At 33.4% G+C, this 20,058-nt stretch carries 20 protein-coding genes; all 20 read right to left on the bottom strand.

Annotation, left to right across the window (positions count from 1 at the left end):
* The gene (locus BMY18_RS07555) at window positions 1–849 is read right to left on the bottom strand and encodes a GNAT family N-acetyltransferase (RefSeq protein WP_170841337.1); all 849 of its coding nucleotides are present in this window, start codon (window positions 847–849) and stop codon (window positions 1–3) included.
* A gap of 77 nt (window positions 850–926) precedes the next feature.
* Window positions 927–1,757, bottom strand: a complete 831-nt coding sequence (locus tag BMY18_RS07550; RefSeq protein ID WP_092452283.1) for an ornithine carbamoyltransferase — start codon at window positions 1,755–1,757, stop codon at window positions 927–929.
* Between the two features lie 274 nt (window positions 1,758–2,031).
* Window positions 2,032–2,193, bottom strand: a complete 162-nt coding sequence (locus BMY18_RS07545) for a DUF3021 family protein (protein ID WP_092452280.1) — start codon at window positions 2,191–2,193, stop codon at window positions 2,032–2,034.
* A 342-nt stretch (window positions 2,194–2,535) separates the two neighbouring features.
* Complete coding sequence (locus tag BMY18_RS07540; RefSeq protein ID WP_092452276.1) at window positions 2,536–2,841, bottom strand: hypothetical protein; 306 nt, start codon at window positions 2,839–2,841, stop codon at window positions 2,536–2,538.
* Window positions 2,842–2,901: 60 nt separating this feature from the next.
* Window positions 2,902–3,255, bottom strand: a complete 354-nt coding sequence (locus tag BMY18_RS07535; RefSeq protein ID WP_092452272.1) for a hypothetical protein — start codon at window positions 3,253–3,255, stop codon at window positions 2,902–2,904.
* Between the two features lie 26 nt (window positions 3,256–3,281).
* A complete protein-coding gene (locus BMY18_RS07530; protein ID WP_092452269.1) occupies window positions 3,282–3,653 on the bottom strand; it encodes an iron chaperone in 372 nt (123 codons plus the stop codon).
* A gap of 135 nt (window positions 3,654–3,788) precedes the next feature.
* Window positions 3,789–5,702 carry a leucine-rich repeat protein gene (locus BMY18_RS07525; protein ID WP_092452266.1) on the bottom strand — a complete coding sequence of 638 codons (1,914 nt, stop codon included), beginning with the start codon at window positions 5,700–5,702 and terminating at the stop codon, window positions 3,789–3,791.
* A gap of 341 nt (window positions 5,703–6,043) precedes the next feature.
* Complete coding sequence (locus tag BMY18_RS07520; protein ID WP_092452263.1) at window positions 6,044–7,939, bottom strand: beta-propeller domain-containing protein; 1,896 nt, start codon at window positions 7,937–7,939, stop codon at window positions 6,044–6,046.
* A 21-nt stretch (window positions 7,940–7,960) separates the two neighbouring features.
* Window positions 7,961–8,539, bottom strand: a complete 579-nt coding sequence (locus BMY18_RS07515; protein WP_170841336.1) for an RNA polymerase sigma factor — start codon at window positions 8,537–8,539, stop codon at window positions 7,961–7,963.
* Window positions 8,540–8,604: 65 nt separating this feature from the next.
* On the bottom strand, window positions 8,605–8,868 hold the full coding sequence (locus BMY18_RS21630) for a hypothetical protein (protein WP_092452257.1): 264 nt from the start codon (window positions 8,866–8,868) through the stop codon (window positions 8,605–8,607).
* Between the two features lie 160 nt (window positions 8,869–9,028).
* Window positions 9,029–11,032 (bottom strand): methyl-accepting chemotaxis protein, encoded by a 2,004-nt coding sequence (locus BMY18_RS07505; RefSeq protein WP_092452255.1) that lies wholly within the window; start codon window positions 11,030–11,032, stop codon window positions 9,029–9,031.
* Window positions 11,033–11,361: 329 nt separating this feature from the next.
* Window positions 11,362–13,746 (bottom strand): ABC transporter permease, encoded by a 2,385-nt coding sequence (locus tag BMY18_RS07500; RefSeq protein WP_092452252.1) that lies wholly within the window; start codon window positions 13,744–13,746, stop codon window positions 11,362–11,364.
* Between the two features lies 1 nt (window position 13,747).
* Window positions 13,748–14,503, bottom strand: coding sequence for an ABC transporter ATP-binding protein (locus BMY18_RS07495; protein WP_092452249.1), 756 nt, complete (start codon window positions 14,501–14,503; stop codon window positions 13,748–13,750).
* A 389-nt stretch (window positions 14,504–14,892) separates the two neighbouring features.
* Window positions 14,893–15,528: a hypothetical protein gene (locus tag BMY18_RS07490; RefSeq protein WP_092452247.1), complete on the bottom strand. Its 636-nt coding sequence runs from the start codon at window positions 15,526–15,528 to the stop codon at window positions 14,893–14,895.
* 547 nt (window positions 15,529–16,075) lie between these two features.
* Complete coding sequence (locus tag BMY18_RS07485) at window positions 16,076–17,083, bottom strand: hypothetical protein (RefSeq protein WP_092452244.1); 1,008 nt, start codon at window positions 17,081–17,083, stop codon at window positions 16,076–16,078.
* A gap of 72 nt (window positions 17,084–17,155) precedes the next feature.
* Window positions 17,156–17,725 (bottom strand): DUF6933 domain-containing protein, encoded by a 570-nt coding sequence (locus BMY18_RS07480; RefSeq protein WP_092452241.1) that lies wholly within the window; start codon window positions 17,723–17,725, stop codon window positions 17,156–17,158.
* A gap of 88 nt (window positions 17,726–17,813) precedes the next feature.
* Window positions 17,814–18,005, bottom strand: a complete 192-nt coding sequence (locus BMY18_RS07475) for a hypothetical protein (protein WP_092452238.1) — start codon at window positions 18,003–18,005, stop codon at window positions 17,814–17,816.
* Window positions 18,002–18,412 (bottom strand): hypothetical protein, encoded by a 411-nt coding sequence (locus BMY18_RS07470; protein WP_092452235.1) that lies wholly within the window; start codon window positions 18,410–18,412, stop codon window positions 18,002–18,004. The genes BMY18_RS07475 and BMY18_RS07470 overlap by 4 nt, the downstream gene beginning before the upstream one ends.
* A gap of 119 nt (window positions 18,413–18,531) precedes the next feature.
* Window positions 18,532–18,714 (bottom strand): hypothetical protein, encoded by a 183-nt coding sequence (locus tag BMY18_RS07465; protein ID WP_092452232.1) that lies wholly within the window; start codon window positions 18,712–18,714, stop codon window positions 18,532–18,534.
* Between the two features lie 167 nt (window positions 18,715–18,881).
* Window positions 18,882–19,445, bottom strand: a complete 564-nt coding sequence (locus tag BMY18_RS07460) for a GNAT family N-acetyltransferase (protein WP_092452229.1) — start codon at window positions 19,443–19,445, stop codon at window positions 18,882–18,884.
* Between the last annotated feature and the right edge of the window lie 613 nt (window positions 19,446–20,058).

Here is a 20,058-nt window from a genome sequence, read left to right as displayed (position 1 = left end):
TTATGATTTAACATATTTAGCATGTTTTCCTGCTAACACAAATCCAATACCTTCAGCTGTTTTTCTAGAGGCCACATTCTCTATGGCACATCCCCATACAGGCTGTGCACCAATTTCATACGCATAATCTATCATTTTATTAGCCACTATTTCCGCTAAACCACGATCTTGGTATCTTTGATTCGTCTCTATCCCTATATCAATTCTTCCTCCACCAACAGAAGCGGAAAAAGCACACGAAGCAATATCCTTGCCATGTAGTATGCAATATCCTTTCCCGTATTTTAAAAAGTCTTCGCTTGAGGCCCATGAAAAAGAGGGTATTATATGACCTGTTAATCTTGACAATATGTTTTTATTTAACACCTTTATTTCATAATCTTTATTCAAGTCTAATACATCCGGTCTGATTTCTCCCATTACAAAATACAATCGTTCCGAACGTTTTATACTAGAATCATTATCCAAATATATTTTTATTATATCATTATCCAAATATTTTTCTATTGAATAATGATCTAAATATTTTCCTATTGCATCATTATCTTGCTGCAAAACAAACTTTTTCTGATTCATTTTTGTATCTTGAAGGAAATATTCGTGTTCTTTTCGTACCATTCTCTTTACATTTTCCATGAATATTTCATTGGGATTTCCAGCAACGAATCCAAATCCGCAATAATGCCAGAATAAAACTGCAGCAATACTTTGCGTATTATCAACAAAGATTCTTCCACGCTGCTTTCCTTCTATCATGGCATAATAATATTCCTTTTCGCCTAAACTTAAATCAGCATACTTTCGAACTAATTCGTAATTTTCTTTCTCAAGCTCCTCAAAATTATTCATATACTGCTTTCTCCTCCAATTGGATTTGCTTGATTTCATTCACAAATGCTAAATATTTAATTTATTATGCTAAATATCTAGTTTATTAAGCTAAATATTATGATTGCCTGTTGAATTTCTAGCAAATGCTTTTTAAAAGAATATCCAACATAATACGCACTATCAATTGCATCTGCCGACACTTCTTCCCCACGATAAAAAGGAGGGCATGGATTTAAAATTGCATTGCTATTTGCAGATTTCATCAGTTTTAATGTAATCTGATATTCACTAAAATCCTTTACTTTGTCAGAACTGAATGAATCAGTGCAAACGATATCCTTTCCAACTATTGCTTCTTTTAAATTACCAATATAATCTACATCTTGCATTTTATATGCAATCGGACAGCTCTGAGTCAACGAAAATCCCATCAATTCGGATGCTTCTTTCCAAGCCAAACCAATATTTCCACTTGCACCTGCAAAAAGGAATCTGTCTTTTGTAAAATCAGGTCTGATTTTGGATAAGGCATATAGGTCAGACAACATTTCACAAGGATGATTGATATCTGTCATTGCATTAATAATTGGAAAATCAGCATAAATTGACATTTCATCTAGTACAGAAATGTTTTTATGCCTTACGATTAAACCATCTGCCCAATTATTCAAATATCCAATGACATCTTCCACTTTTTCCTTTTTATCTAATGTTGCAGGTGAAAACAAGATTGTTTGACCGCCTAAAAGATATATTCCTTTCTCAAAGGTAACTCTTGTTCTAATACTTGATTCAGGGAAAAACATAACAATTGTCTTTCCCTTTAAAAAGTCCTTATATTTTCCAGCTTGTAATTCCTCTGCTATATGAAATATTTCTTGTACATCATTTTTTGTATAATCCCTTAAACGTATTAAATTACGCATATTTCTCCTCGACCCTTAATATAACTTGTACATGATTTTTACTATGAAAATAACGTCTTATTTTTTAATAACCTTTTTTTTAATATACTTATCCATCAGTATATTGAACTCCATTCTATCAGCCTCCGTCATCTAAATAATAATTTCCCTTTTTAAGAAACCTGTTTCGTCCATCAAATACTTATCTGATTTTGCATCATATCCTTTTCATTAAAACTAAAAAAATGATGGTTATCAGCGTTCATAATAATATGAACAGTGGTATTCCCATCCGTTACAAAATAAAAATAGCAATAAAAATCCCAAAATAAGTTAAAAACCCTATAAATGAATTTTTTATCCAGTTTGTAAAATATGCAATAGGCATCATCACAATTGAAGTAATCATAAAGTAAATTCCTGCTTGCTTGGCAATACTCCAATCTGTTTCCCAGATACCTCCTCTCTACTTTTACATAATAAGCAATGTGAGCTATGATTTCTACTGTTTTCTTCTATGTGGTCGTTTTCGTACAATATATGGTAGCTTATACAAAATATTCAAATCATCCGGTCTAAACTGTTACTACCAATTAATTCTGTTATTTCGGAACTAATAGAAATATACCATATTAAATCATACTTTCAACATTATTTTTCACTCCAAAATATCGTTTAAGGGTTCCATTATCATTGTATATATCAATTATCCAAATAAGATTATCCTCGATTGCCTATCAAACCTTTTACAATATACATATTTTTGTTCTCCTCAATCATATGTATTTTGTTTTAAAAATCATAATTGCTCATCAACTAAGAAGTTATATTTGCAAAATGGACATTTGGGGTAATCCATATCATGAAGCTTTCCACAACGCGGGCATACCCTCTGAGCAATATGGTCTATATCTTCTTGCTCTTCTGCTTGAAAGAATTCGATCTTTCCACAAGTATTACAAATATATATATCAACTTCCAATGCACCTGCAGTCAAATTTGATAAATTACCCCAGAAATATCCAGTTTGTCCAAGTTGTATCTTTTCACTTTTCATATACTCCATTTGTTGATCACATCTCAAACATTTCAATTCTCTTTTCATAAGAACTTATCCCCCATAATCATTCTTTTCTCTAACTATTAAAGTATCATAAATTTGTAATTAATGAACTATATATGAGATTTGCGAACTACCCGTTGCTGCTACTGTTGAAAAAATCACAACTATAAATATAATTATTAGCATGATTGAAGATATTGTTTTACCTGACTTTGCACCTGTATCATTTTTGAATTTGAATCCTAAAATAGCAGATGGTATAAAAAATATAAGAGTATAATATATAGTATAGTGAATTCCTCTATCTCCGTTAGACCATGCCTTTAGCCCTATAAACCTTATGATAACATCTCCGAATGCTTCCATATCCCCAAAAGAACAAGCAAATAACATTCCTATAATACATAGTAATAATGAAAGTGAACCTAACCCGATTTTCTTATTAACCTTATTCAAGATTTTCCCCTCCAAATTAAGATTGTTTATTTTCTCCAAAAAGTCGAACATTCTGCCTTATCCAAAATATTAAACTCAATCATTTTTTTTAGCAATGAATAATCAACGAGAATATCCCAACGGATACGAATCAGCTCCTTGGTATAATCATAGCCTGCTTGCACAATTTCATCAGAAAAGCGATTAATCCCCACCTTTTCAGGTGCAACAGCCATATGAAGTTTGGCAGTGCTAAAACCTATAATAAATGTGTCGTGGTCGGTAAACATAGGCTGATTCCATGCGATTTTGGGGACTAAATTGGGGAATTCCTTTATTATCCAGCCCAAAACATCCTCCATTCGATCCCGATGTTGTGAATTCGCAATACTCATTAAATATTCCTTAAAAACTTCCATGTCGTTTCTCCTGATTGATACTTGTTTTCTTTTTTATAACTAATTGAATATTTTCTTCTATACTCCTACTGACTCACTGTAACCATACTTTTTCTAAGGAGCCGTTAACTTCCTCTATCTTCATTTGGTTTGTGATTATTTAATACTCTCAACACCTAATATATGACGTTGTATCACAAGTATATCAAAAATATCTACTGAACTATTTCCTGTTACATCAGCAACTACTTTTGATTTTTCAGTAAGTACTAACGTTCCAACTATATGTCTTTGAATGGCTAAAATGTCAAAAATATCTATTTCATCATCAAGTGTAACATCACCTAATTTTACGATTTTTGACCACTCCGCTGTAAAGATAATACCACCTGTTTCTGGCATTGTATAAGTATCACCTGGATTACAAACAGTTGTTCCATCACTCCATCCAATAAACGAAAAACCCTCTTTATGATAAGTATTATCTGGAAGTACATATTTTTGTCCACTTATAACATTATTCACACTTATACTTCCTTCTGCCCCATTCGGTGCAAAAATAACTTTGCTTGTCTTTTCTAAATCTACATATTTCACATATGGATCATAAGCTGTTAAAGCTTTTTTAATATTATTATCTGATCCATAAGCATATACGGTAAGGTTAGAACTTGCTCCGCAAAATGCAGTCTGATTGCTATACTGAAGATCCATGGTACCAGCATTCATGCATGAATTTTTACCAAATACAACTGTGCTTAAATTATTACATCCATAAAATAAATTAAAACCTAAAAATGATACATTATCAGGCACATAAAAATCTCTTAATGCAGCACAGTTTTGAAACGTCAGACAATTAAGTTTTGAAATTTTGCTGACTTTTGATATAGAAACATTTTTCAATGCACTCGACATCCAAAATATTCCGTTAATTTCACTAACGGAATCTGGAATGATTACTTCCTCTAAATAATTACAGGTTTCAAAAGAATAATCCCCGACAGATCCAATTTTTGTTACAGTTGTCGGAATATAAAACACTTTATCTGACTTATATGCTGGATATGCTATTAATATACTCTTATCCTTACTATAAATAACTCCATCTTTACTTGTGAATATAGAATTATTTGAATCTACATTAAATTTCTTAATATGGCTTTTTTGAAATGCTGCAGACCCAATAGAATTAACACTTGCAGGCATATTTAGTACTTCTATATAATTATTTCGGCTAAAAGCACCTGACGCAATTACTTGAACAGTAGATGGTATCGTATATATTGTATCTTTTTTTGATGTAGGATAATTATACAGGCGGCTTCCATCCTTAGACAGCCAGACGCCATTAATTGATTTATAGTATTGATTATTCTCTGAAAAATTATAGCTTTCAATAGTACTACAATCAAAAGCAAACATGCTTAAAATCTTAACGGATTCCGGAATGTATATACTTTTTAAAGAAGCACCAGAAAAGGCATTCTGCTCAATATCAGTTACTCCTTCCGGTATCGTTATTTCAGTGATTGCGCTACAGTTTTCAAATGCACTCAGACTAATAATTTTAAGACTGTTTGGTAACTTTACATTTGCTAATAACTTACAGTCGCTAAATGTCCATTCTCCAATTTCAGTTAAATTTGCAGAGAAGGTGACAGAAGTTAATGATGAACAATTAGTAAATGCACCAGCATAACTCCATGTAGTATAATCATAATACCCATCTTCAATTGTAGTAATTGTATCTGGCAAAATAATAGACTGCAAAGTGATGCAATTTAAAAATGCTTTACCTGAAATTGAGATTACAGTATAGTTATTAACTTTCGATGGAATTGTAACATTTACAATATTTCCTTCATATCCAACTACCTTAGCTGTAGAATTGCTTAATTCATAAATAATTGAATCTACAGTTACTGTAGTTACGTCTGTTGATGTTAAAGTGCTGTCTTGGGCAAAACATAAAGTTTCCTCTCCAAATACAAAAATGTTACCAGTTATTATTGTAATAATAGTTACAAACGAACAAAGTTTTATTATTTTTCTTTTGATGTTATTCATCTTTTCTCCTTATAAAGTATACTTTTTTTACAGAAAACGCTTGACTAATTGTAAAATATATCTAAATTATACAAAAATTAGCAATAAACCGCAACTAATATGTTCATATAATATTATTTAGAAAATGACAATCAATATATGGAAATTATACACAAGTAATACGAAAAAAAAGCTAGCACCACCGACTTAATTCAATCTAGGCACTAGCTATATTAATCTATCATTTAGTTACAACGTTCATTACAATACTTCATCTACCAACTCTGGTATTCTTTTCTTATGAATCTAATTCACAAAATCCTTACCACCAAAGTATCATTAATCTATAATAATTTACCATCCTACTGAAATTTAAAATTAGCAGTTAGCGTATATCCATCCATCGCATAAGACTTAATTCCTGTTAAACTGTCATATAGATATAGATAATTGCCTATAAAAATACCACGTGTATTCATAGTCTTTGGATTATCACTAGCGGTTAGTGTGGCGTTTTTCACAAATTTTTTTTGATTATAATCATAAGAAAAGATTAAATATTTTCCTCCTTGTACCGGAAAGCCAATAATATTCTTAACACTATTAATTAGTATCGCCTTGTGGTTATATTCTGCAGGACTATAATTATATTCACTAATTACTAAAGAGGAAGCTTCTATAACATTTGTCGCGTCTTTTGTATCAAACATGGAAAGTTTTAAGCCCTTGGTCCTACCCGTCTGCGGATCTGCATAGCGTCCCAATCCAAATAGAAAACCATCTGCATAGGAATGCATATATTCCGAAAATCCAGGTATCTTTAACGCACTAAGAATCATTGGATTTTTAGGGTCTGATAAATCGACTGTGAACAATGGATCTACTTTTCTAAATGTAACAAAATATCCAGTTGCCCCATCAAATCGCACTGAATAAACACGCTCTCCTGGTGCAACATCTTCTAGCTTACCGACGATATTCAGATCTTGATCTAAAGTGTATAATGCATTTACAATTGAAGAACTACTATTAACAGTACTAAATTCCCTGAAATTTATCATATTATATCTATAGCTTGTTGTGACGATGCGAAAGGTTCCTTCATATTCATCCATTGAAAATTGATTTAAGACTGTACCAAAAACGGTACCTTCTGCTGCCATGAAAACCTTTCCATCTTTTATTGAGATACGATAAATTTTTGTATAATCAGAAGTAATCTGATTTTTTGTTGTATTATATCCAGCGGCTATATACATATTCTCCAAACTGCTATAAATATTATTGCCGCATCCAAAAATTGCAATACTTGATAATTCCTGGGTATCTTTAGAGAGGTGAATCCCCCCAACCACAATATAATTACTAACATAACTATCTTGAAATTCCGTATTGATATATATATCTTCTGGTGCGACAAGATCAAATTTGTCATCAATCCCACAACGAGGTACAAATGTTGACGGTGTTTTTTTATCTATATCACCAGTATTAACATATTTTTGTGTGACCAAATACAAATCCGCTCCTATCATGCGTGAGGATAGGTAATCTCCTTCTTGCGTATATTTATTTAAAAGGATAGGGTCACCTGGATTCGTTATATCAAATACTTGTGCTTCTACTACAGATGTTATATTAATAATCACCACATAATTCTCTGACAAATACATTTCCTTGGTGCCTCCATAATAAGCATTCGTACTTGCAGAACCATCATATACATATTTATTTAACTGGTTTGTATTAGGCCCCTTTATTGATGAAACTAACTTTAATACTCCATTATTGGCTTCAACGATATAAAGCGTATTCTGACAGTATGCGTAGATATATTTTCCATCTGTTTTAATGATATCCGCTTCCTGTACACCTATTACTTGTAAATTGGTATCGGAATAATCTGTGCTTGCACCGGTACCAGTCAAAGAATCCTCAGCTGCAGCTCTGCCATCTGCTAACATTTCATTTTGAATTCCATTTGCAACCATATTATTCTGCTTCTGCGGGAGTACGGACATCATATTCTCATACACATCCTCATAAGTCTTTTCATTTGCTATCGTGCCTGTATAATCAATCCCCGTTTGGCTTGAACTATTACTAATTAACATCGTATGGTTCAATGCAATACCAATAAAACAAATAAGCAAACCTGTTGTTAATCCTGAGGCAATTTTAATATATCTTGTACGCTTTGCACGATATTGATTTCTTTTTTTTAATATTTCCTCTGTCATATCTTTATACGTCTTCATACCATCCTCCAAGACATTTTTTTATTCAAAACTAAAACCTTCTCTTTGATAGATGCTACGTAATGATTGTTTTGCTCTGTATATGCTATTGTTCACCTGCTTCATGCTGCATCCAAGGATTTTTGCAGCTTCTACATAGGATAAACCCTCAAAATACACTAAAAACAATGCATTACGATACTCAGCCTTCAATTGTCGCATCGCTTTATGCAACTCTCGCTTCTGTTCATTATTCATGACAATTTTCTCTAATTCTTGGGCTTCATCATACAATTCATAGCACTCATCTAATACAACACTGCTACGCCTTGATTGTTTTCGAATATAATCAATTGACGCGTTGGTGGCTATACGATACAAATACGTTTTGATTGAAGATTCTTCTCGAAATCGTTTTGCATGAATAACCAGCTTTAAAAATACTTCTGCCAAAATATCTTCTGCCACAGATATATTTTTGACGTAACCATTAATATAAAACATTAAATTGTCGCTATATAGAATAACAATGGATTCTAGTGCCGTATCATCACCTTTTCGGTAACGCATCCACATTTCACTCCCTGTCCCCGTTGCGCTGCAGTCGCCATTTGGATTCAAAATATACCTCCTCATATTTTATATAGGTATAGACGTTTGAAGATGTAAAAACTCTCATTAACTTATTATTTTTTTCTGAGTCTTGCCATACGTTTACTGATATTTTTTTGTTCACCGATATTGCTTTCTAATATTGTACGTTTATCGATTGATTTATGCAAATCTAATACTAGGTCATTCTTCAAGTGTTTTAATCCCAGCTTTACATTTGGGGATAACGACTCTACTTCTTGATGTACCAGTGAACTCATAATAGTTAAAAGAAGCTCTCCATTCATGTCCATCGTATTGATGTTTTCTTCAGCTGTACACTTAGTTTTTCTTCCCATAAAAAATACCTCCAAAGTAGATTTGGTTATTTGCCGTGTCTACTTTAGAGGTATCATATCATTTTTAGAGGTCTTTATATATTTGATGTATATTTAAATATAATAATTGCAACATATTTTTATTATTAAAGCTTGATTTTTGACATTTTACATTGATATTTTATAACTTAAACTTTTCTACCATCTTCATGAGCTTGTCTGAATTATCTTTAAAATTATTTGATTGTTTCATAACTTCCTCTGATTTTTCAACAACAGTCATTACTTTTTCGGCAATTTCAGTAGTTCCCTCCGCTCCTTCATTTGCTGCTGTAGAAACTTGACCTATTGACTTTATCATTTCTTGAATGGAGGCCGACAGTTGCTCTGATGTTGCGCTGAAATCCGTAACTAGCTCATCAATAAATTCTGCGTCTTTATTGTACTGATCTCCTGTTACTACAAGGGTATCATAATCCTTTAAAACTTGTTTATCTATGAACTCTAATACATCTTCAGCGCTAGCGGAAAGATTATCTACAGCAGTTACTACAGTTCCAGTAATGTTTTGAATCTCATTCGCAGCACTCTTTGAATCTTCTGCAAGCTTTTTAATTTCATCTGCTACAACAGCAAAACCTTTACCTACTTCCCCAGCTCTTGCGGCTTCGATGGCAGCATTCAAGGCAAGTAGATTCGTTTGAGCGGTAATCTGTAATATTGTATCTGACAATACCCTTATTTTATCAACTGCTTTTGACTGTTCTATGGCAGTTTTAAGTTTTTCTTGTGTACTATAATAAACTTTACTAGCACTTTCTTGAGATACAACTGCATTTTCCTTAATTTTTCCTGCCCTTGTACTAATTTCACTAGCTGCAATTGCACCCTGTTGAGCCTTAGATGCAATTGTTTCAACAGCTTGATCAATCTCTACGGCCGTCGCATTAATTTCCTCTGAGGAGGCTGCAGTTTCTTCCATGCCCGCAGCTAACTCCTGCGTTGTAGCAGAAACCGCTTCAATTTCTTTTAGTAAATCAGATACACTTAATGCCTGAACTGCAACACCTCTCGACACTTCCGACATCTCAAGCTCAACACCTTTTATTAATTCACGTACTGAAGTTTGCATCGAATTCAATGCTCTTGCCAATCTACCTGTTTCATCTTTATTAATAAGATAATCTTGTGATATGGCAACCGTAAAATCTCCTGATGCCATTTTATCAAGAGTACTTGTGATATGAATAATTGGCTTACTGATTAATCCAGATACCCATATAGCAATACTAATACTTAGCACTAAAGATATTACAATGCTGATTATAATAGTACTTTTGAGGATATTGGTTTCCTCCAGTATCTCTGTCTCTGGCAAGCTCACCGCCAACATCCAGTTTGTACCTTCCACTGGCGCAAATCCTGTATATTTCACGACATTTTTATAAGTGTATTTTCCTGTTCCTTTTTCACCTTTTATCATGATTTTCAATAATTCACTCATAGTCGCAAGACTAGAATCTTTTTCGGCATTTTTAATCATATTATCCTGCATTAATACAGAATCTCTATTTACATTCGCAATTGATAGTCCATCTTTATTAATCATATATGCAGTTCCGTTTTTACCAAAAGTTATTTTATCCGTTATATTACTTAACGCATTGCCATCTGCTGCTTTAATTATAACTCCGACGATTTCACCCTTCCATTTAATTGGAACGGAATACATGATAAGCATAGTGGTAGGATCCGCTTTATTTTCTAACGGATCAGACACTGCGTTTTCTCCTTTTATTGATTTTATAAAATAGTCTCTTTCACGTACATTAATCACAGTAACGCCATCCGGTGCCAAAGCATTTCCATTCTTATCAGCCACAAATATATTTACTACTCCTAATCGTTTTGTCTCTTCTTTTAAAATTAAGAGCTTATTCTCCATAGGTATACTTGGATCGCTTATTCTATCATTTGCGGCAATCGTCTCAATCGATTCCCACTCTGTCTCAAGCGCTTTGTTTACAATCATTGTCCCTTGCTCTGCTATGGTTACTAATGCATCACTTTTACTGTTAATAAGTGCTTGTGATGAAATAATATAAAATGCTGTTCCTAAACCAATGCATGCCAGTAAAAGTAAAATACTGTTTGTTAAAGTTATCTTCATTCTAATACTTTTCATATTAATTTTATCCTCCTGTAATTTTTTTGCTGTTTTTGTTTAGATACACTTACTTTAAGAAACTTATTTGCAATCATATGAATCCGAAAGTTCAACGATATGTTATAAATAACCTACAATTATTCACTCTGGTTTATTAAAGTTTAGCTTTAATTACTTATAACCTACTTTAATATGATTATCAATAGACTGCGCACAAACGGTAAGTATTCAACCCCAAACGGTGAAATTAAGTTACTTTTCTTCATTTTCCCAAAAGAAACCAAAAATTGCCGCCAGGACCTATTGGACACTTGGCGGCAACTTACATTCATTTTTATTCACACTGCTTATTCCGTAACTAGGGCATAGGCAGAAATTTTCCGAATCCTCCAAGTAATCAGCATGGACAGCAGATAGGAGAACACAATCGTAGCAGCGCCGAAAGCAATGATCCAATATGGATCTACAATAAATCCGGCTTTCATTATACCTGCGCCCTTCATAGAAAGCGACATCAAGGAATTTGTATAAGACGCTCCCAAAAGTGTTCCGATTACCACACCTATCATAATTGGAATCGTAAAGCTGATGGAAAGCTGACTCATCAATTGATAGGTGGTAAAACCAATTGCTTTTTGGATGCCAAGCTCCCGTTTTTTTCGAATCACTGAGGAACTGATGACAAAATACAAAACCAATGTGACTACAAATAATGTAATAATGAGCATGGCAAGCCCCATTGCAGCTACTATTTTCTGATAAGATGCCATCCCCTCTGCCATTCCCTTATCAAAATCTACAGCCGTAAGTAACATACTCTTATCAAATTTACTCTCTAATTTCGTAACGAATTTCGCTGCATCCGTTCCTTTATCTAAATAAATATACAAAGACTGGTGCTTAAAATTTGGGTTAAGCCGTACATAATCTTTTGCAAGAATGGAGGAATTCAGTCCGCCCATCTGGGAACCATTTGATAGTCCCACCACTTTAAACTTTTCTTCATTTTCGCCAAAACGTACAGTGACCGTATCACCAATGGTTTTTTCCAGTCTTTGAGCTAATATTCCGGCGAGAGAGATTTCATTATTATTTTGAGGATATCTCCCTTCATACACCAGCATCGTTTCTTTTTTACTATAATCGTCCATTACATAGGCAGCGACTTCCATACCCTCGACTTTTATTTTCACTTCCTCCAGATATTGCACATTCCGAACATTATCCATGTTTTTGATGGTATCCACCACTTCCGTTTGATCCATCACCGGATTAAGCACTGCAATTGCGTTACAAATTTCCATACCCGGAACCTCTTCAAAAGCTTTTGTATCAATCGTCGTATTATAATACATAATTACACCGAATGCTCCAGAAAATGTAACAGCAATAAGAATAACAATAATCATTATGTTCTGTTTCATACCTTGTAACACAGTTCGTAATGCTAATATTAGAGGCAAATTACCCCTTGTATTTTCAAGTTGTAGATGGTTTCTTTTATACTTGCGCTCAGAGGTTTCGCCACGCAATGCATTAATCGGATTTAACTTGCTTATACGATGAGCTGCTAAATATGCTATCAATATAACAATCAGCAGTAGTATTATAAATGCTGATCCAGTGACCCCACCATCAAAGCCTTGTTCCCATTTCAGCCCCGATTGTTGTTCAAACACAGCGGCGACTGCCGGTAGTGTAGGATAAGAAAGTGCACATCCAATAAAACTGCCGATGCCCGCTATCAATAAAAACTGCAACATAACAGAGAGGATGATTTGCCTACTTGTATAACCGACTGATTTTAATGAACCAATTTTCATAACGTCCTCTTCAATACTGTTCACAATTCTGAACCTTACAACTAGCAAACAGACAATCACGATTATTATGGCAAACATAACCATCATAGCTGAAATCATACTTGCCATCATACAACGTGATAGTTCAATCAGTTCTAGATCAATGACCACAAGCATGGTAGACGGATCGGCTGCCATTAAAGAAGCTGAATTCAGATTCAATATTTCACGGATACCACTTTCAATTGAAGATGCATTTTTCACGTTATCCAGATTTGCAAATACCACATGTGTGAGGTACTCAGGTTTATTTAAAATGGCTTTCACCTTATTATAGGTATCCTGTGGCAGATAAAAGCTAAGATAGCCAGTGTCGGTCGAGCTGAAGTAGATATCCTCCGTATAACCCTTCACCGTAAAAGTTATCGCATTTACTTCTTTTGTCTCTTCATCTGTATAATTGATTTTTATCTTGTCATTTAGCTGATAGCCACTGACAGCTTTAAAAATATCTGGAACATAAACAGACATATCTTCGGCCGACAAATGTTCACCAACAAATTTCCACTTGCTGATTTCTCTTTTTTCATCCATATTGCTGAACATGATGGGGAAGGATTTATCTTCTCCTTTAGACAAGATATTCGCATCAAGTACGACCACTTCATTCGTTTGCGTCTGCTCTACATGCTCATTTTCATCAATATAAGTTTTCACTTCATCTGTGTATATCTTATCTGGTATCGCAAAATAAACACTAGATGGTTTGAGTTCATCTTTCAAATTGTTAAAAAAGCTACCGTAGTTCACAACAACCAAAAGGCCTGAATTAAAAAGAAGTGCCGCTATAACAAACATTATCACCAAAGTCGTGGAGGCTGATTTTGTTTTTCGTATATTTGCAATTGCATGCATCCATATTTTATTCACATTACCACCCCATTTCTGAGAGGAAAGATTGGAGTTTTTCGTGTCGTGATTTATCGCCGCTCACGTATTTTCCCAAATTACATTCACCACCGATTACACCATCTTTAATATAAATAATCCGCTTGCCACGTCTGGCAGAATGTAGATCATGTGTAACCATAATAATACTTTGACCGTCACTATTAATATCTGTCAAAACATCAAGTACAGCATTTCCCGATGCAGAATTCAACGCTCCGGTAGGTTCATCAGCAAAAACAACTCTTGGCTTGTTAATCAATGCGCGAACGATGGCAGCACGTTGATTTTCTCCACCAGAAAGCTGAGTCGGAAATTTTCTCCATATCATTTCAGTCAAACCAACCTTTTGCAATAATTCTTTTGCATTTGCTACAATAGCCTTTTTATCCCCACTAACTAAATAACCGCTTGCTAAAATATTATCCAAAATGCTCATGTTTTCAAGCAAGAACATTTGCTGAAAAACAAAGCCGCAGTTTTTCCTGCGAAACACAGCCAACTTATCGTTATTTAGATCAGCAATCTCAGCATCAAAAAAGCGAATCGCTCCACTTGTTGGTCTGTCCATTCCGGATAAGGCATAAAGCAAGGTGGACTTGCCCGCACCGGAAGCCCCCATAATAACAGTAAAATCTTCTTCATAAAATTCAATGTCAAGATTTTTTAATACCTGCTGCTCCTGCGTTCCAGATTTAAAACTTTTGTTAAGTTTACTAGTCTTCAATATAACTCCCATTTATTCCTCCTATTTTGTAATTTGTTTCAGGGACTATCTTCATTAAATCACTACATGGAAATCCCCTACCCTAACTCAAAAATTCATCCAAATTACTTCATGTTCTATATTTTCACTCATTATATATCGTGCTTACATTAATTTCCATTTTATCTACATTAAGATCACATTAATAATACATTAATAATTACATTAAAACGCACCCATCTTATGCTACAAGATGAATGCGTCAGTTCAGTAATTATTTAGTTTTCACTTCACCTTATATAGCAGGCAGCACGTCTCAACTTGTTGAGCTACCCCCGTCTGAACACAGATAGACTGATACACTTTAGTTAGTTTCTCGACATTTAAAACTTTCATTATTCCGCCCCCAGCATTTGCAATCTTTATATTATTTTACATAGTTTTATATTTCTAAATACAACACCAATTGCTATCATAAGCATTCCAGCAATCATAATATAATTCTTTATACTGATATCAGAATACCCCATTGTAAATAAATAGAATTTTCCCAAAAATCGCCCTCTACCCCCATAGCACGAAATGTAATAAATAATTGGTATCATATATGAAACAGGCAGATTGTCGCTAATTGAATATACTAATACTCCCATTCCTCCAAGGAAAATACTTGTTGCAATTGTTCCATAAAGATAATCATTAAATGGAAATCTACATCCCTGTAATTTTAAGAATACAAGAAATGAGGTTATTGCAATTATTAAGACACCGAATGCTGCTAAGAGACGAACACAATGATGTACTACCATTGAGACCCTCTTTGACTCGAGCAACTCCCGAATACTTCTGTCTTGATCTGGAATAAAAAGCGGAGTTAAAAGGATTATTCCAAACAAGGAAATATATAACTCTAATACCTTTGCAGTCAATGTATCATCTAGATTTTTTACACCCATAATAAATGGGGCTAATATACATAATAGGGCTGTTATTATAATATGTGGTAACAAATTATACTTCCAATTGATTTTGAATATTTCGATGTATTTTTCTGCCATATATGAATGTCCCCTTTCTTTTTGCTCCATAAATAGCAATAGTACCAAAAACAAGTAAGACACTAAGTATCAAATAAAACGCTCTATTATTTCATTTTCGTTGAGTTGATCCTTAGGGAAAAATATCCTTTGAAAAAGAATGATCGATTTTTTATTTTCAGAAATGTCTTTTATTAAAGAATATTCAATAGGAATATCTGACGTCAAAGGCACGTTTAAGGGATTGGGCGATGCTGGTGTGAATGAAAAACTAACGTCTATAATTTAACAGTAATCTTAACCCTCTTTGTAAGAAAAAATATAAACATTTTATTTAATGTAATATTTATGGACTATAAAGTTTATTGTGGTTACTATAAACTATTTTATCGAATATAAACAACAGAAATTCCTTTATTCTATAAATTACAAAAGGGAGCATTTTGCTCCCTTCAAAATCATTAAAAACTGGTGTTATATTGACAGAGACTTTTTAAATTCCCTACCAAACTGCTATTTTATCTGGCAAATACATATAAGATTGAGGAATATATGATGTAGAACTTTCCTACATAAATTTTTTCCAATCCTGTTGTAATTGGAAGCCTCTATTTGTTTCTAACCTTTGTAATGCTGACCGATTTACATCTACCATATCTTTAAAGCTTCTAGCCTGCGCATATACACCATTTTTCTCCATATATTCAATTCTTCGCATTGCATTTTCTAGCATAACTTCATTAGCCACAACTGTATCTTTATATGTCGATTTGCTAAGAAGTTTTGTTTGAACTCTAACACAATTTATATAATGCTTAAATGCCATCGTTTCTTTAAAGGCAGTGGACGATGGTTGCGCACCTGCAAATAAAATATCTACATAGCCATTATCCATCTCTTTAGTAGGCTTCATTTGTTGTAAAACACCATTTTTATATGCTGTATCCAAAAATCCCATTTTATACTCCGATAATGCTGCCGGATAATAATACCAAACACTCTTTCTAAGTATGCTATCATTTTCTTCAAATTTGTTTGTAAATCTACGAACATTCAAATATGTTCCTGTGGCCATTGCATCAATCCCTGTTGCTGTCAAACATAATAACTGATGATTTCCATATCCCACTATGACTTTTTTTCCTTGTAATTTTAATCCTGCACATAATTGCATTAAATTAGTAAGCCACATCGGGACATCAACTAAATATTTATCCTGTGGTGGATGTGCAATAATGTAGTAACCATCTATATCGAATTTCTCTGTTGCTTCAATTATTTTTTCGATCTCATCTTCCTTTTGCAGCAATAACATATCTGGCAATGCTAATGTTAAAATATGTTTTCTTCCATTAACATTCTTTTTTGTTGCATTTACTAAAGCATCACTAGCTTTCAACCAACGTTTAAACCATGTATCATCATATTCAAGCATCGCTGCAGGAATTATATAATCGTCCGATCCTGATATTTCATTATATTCTAATATATTTTTTGTTAATTCATCTTCAAAAGAATTTACACTTGCTAATTTTGTAGAAAAAGAAGAATCCCAGAAATAACTCTGGCGCTCCATATCCTGGTGTATGTGGGCCTACTTGTTTGATAAACGAAGTCTGCTAGATTATCTTTTTCTTTTGTATCCATTTTATTCTTTCGCTTTAAATGGAATTATATTACTATTCTTATCTGTTTCATTATCTTTAATAATTCCCACCCTTTTCATATCTGCCTCTAGAAATTCAACCGGATATCCATAGTATTCAAACCCAATTGGAGAACATATGTCACGATTCAAAAATCTACAATGAAAAGCTTGATACAATTGCGCTGGATCAATTGGCTCTGACAAATAGTACAAGTAATCAATTGCCTTATTCATTCCGCCAACTGGTTTTTTCCCATGTGTCTTAGTTAGGACAGTTTCTCCCGCCAAATCAAAATATGCATCAATTTGCTTTTTCGTGTAACCCTCACTCAAAAATCCTGCTGTTACCGCCTCTTCAAAGCGTTTCGGCAGTATCTTCCAGTCTGCCGCCTTCATTCCTACCATCAACACCAGGAATCTATTATTAGCGTTTACTACTGCAAGGGCGTTTTTTTCCTGAAATCGAATAATATGCAACTCCCAACAGAAAAATAGGTCCGCAGGCTCTCCGTATGAAGGAGATTTTAATTTCAAATGTTTTTGTAATGGGATTGTTAATCCTAGTTGCATATGGTTTACCTCCAGTTAAGTTTCGTATGTTGTCAAACAAGATATTTTGTTGGCTGTTTCATAGTGGATGCAGCAAAGGTAAACTTATTTATGATCTTCCCTTTTGACACTTAGGACATTTTCTTTGAAAAATATCACATCCGTTAGCTTTGTATACAAATTCGCAGTTCAAACATTTTATCTGATATGCTGACTGGCCTCGCAATGTTCCTTCTTCATTTAATTTCCCTTGATTCTCTTGATTATTTCTGTTTATATACCCTTCGTTTGTACTTTTCATTTATGACTCTTAGACCAAGTTTTTTCTAATAGTTCACGCATTTCACTTTCTGTGAAAAATTTAATTTCGTTTTTCATTATGGCTTGATGAGTTAAACTAATCAATTGATAAATATCTTTATCAACATCTTCAAAATGATAATAATCAGCTTCCGGATAAATCATACGCGGATAAAAACACCTTCCGGTTTGATCTTTTACTGATATCGTTATAAAACCACGTTCACACTCTATTATGATTTTATAACAAAAAGAGGAAAGCTCATACTCAAGATAAAAAACGCACATTTGAACCGGCCCCCAATATTTTACAAGACAAACCATCTCTCCAAAAAAGTCGAGCATAGTCTCGTGGGCTTTTTTCATTCCACTTGCGGCCTTTGAATTGTCTTCAATAATAAGTTCCATTTCACACCTCCTAGAAAATATAAATAATATGTATTTCGTATTACCTTAATTATAAGTGCTAATAAATATAATGGCAAGTTACATAAATTGCTCAGTTTGCACATAATATGCAATATATGCTACTCACCTTTGTCCTCGTTTTTATTAGAACCAAGAGAAATGAAACCTGCTGTGACAGCAATTGCAAGCATGATGTCTTGTTCACCAAATGGATTGGATATTATAGAGTACACTAAATAACCGGTACAGATTAGTAGTAAACCAATAGCAAAACTATGTAAAACCTTCCTTTTTTTAAACATTTAAATTTCCTCCTAAAATAGACTATGGAATAGATAACATAAATAATCTAGCCTCTAACTTCTTACTCTTAATTTTTATATAATAAATATAATGCGCAATTGAATTGACTTATCTGTTTTTAGATTTCGCTCATATAATTGGTAGCCACATTGACTTCTCATCTTGCTCATAAATCATCTGACAAACTTGGATTCATTTTACCATTCACATCGTTCTCATTTGGATTTATAGCCGCATACACATAAGTATCCCAATAAATCGGATTCCCTTTATCATCATTATGAAAAGATACATTCTTCTCAAAATGCGCTTCTCGTTTTAAACCGACTCTCTCCATCACCTTCCAAGATGGAATGTTTTGCGGCGCACATTCCGCATAAATTCTGTGAATCCCTTTCTTAAAAGCAAAGTCAAACACCGCTTTACTTGCTATACTTCCATACCCCTTGTTTTGGTAATCTACATTTAATACAAACCCCAATTCTCTGGTGTTAAAATTTCTTTTCCCTAAATAAATATTTCCAATAACTTTATGAGTCTTTTTAAATTCAATAGCAAAAAATTCATCGCTTTTAGAACGGAGCACAATCTCCTCCTTGGCTTTTTCAGGAGTGAAGTTTGGATATGATTCAAACTCGGCAGCAACTCGTTGCAGCATATATTCACATAAATCATTTTCATCTGCCATGTCAAAATTGCGGATAATCAGATCATCTGTTTCTATTTTCATATTAAATCCTTCTTTCTAAGTCTATAAATGATTTGTATGATTTTTTCTTAACATTGACTGCATAATAAATATAATGGGTAGTTAAATAACTGGTAAGATTGTGATTTTATATGTTAATACGTTTGAAAGAACTTATCCATGCAAAGTTGATTCCAACAATAAAACTTTTTTTGTTTTCCGCCATATAGACTACTATACCAGCTTTTGTTTGTTCTAATTAGTATCCAAAAAAGATTAAAAATGCCATTAAAAATATAAAGAGAGCTACACCAACATTAATGAATGCTGCAAGTTTATTTTGCTTATAAATATTGAATGCATTTAACAACATTAATACGCCTAGTAATGGTATAAATACATTGATAGCATTTCTCCATATTCCAGTCAAATTTATAATAGCTAATATAATCATGGTAATTGAAATGATACCTACAGATAGAATTGGATAAGCTGTTTTTAATATTCTCAGCTAACCGTTCATAAATATAATGGGAAGTTCATAATACCCTACAAATTGTAATTGAACAAAATCGCTACGCGATGGCCTACCAAGGTTGTGGCTAAGCGATTTTTTGTTATCTATTTTTAAAAGGCAGTAGAAAAAATTTCTGAT

Source organism: [Clostridium] fimetarium, assembly GCF_900111235.1.
Classification (GTDB): domain Bacteria; phylum Bacillota; class Clostridia; order Lachnospirales; family Lachnospiraceae; genus Clostridium_N; species Clostridium_N fimetarium.
This window is presented reverse-complemented; position numbering and strand designations above follow the sequence as displayed.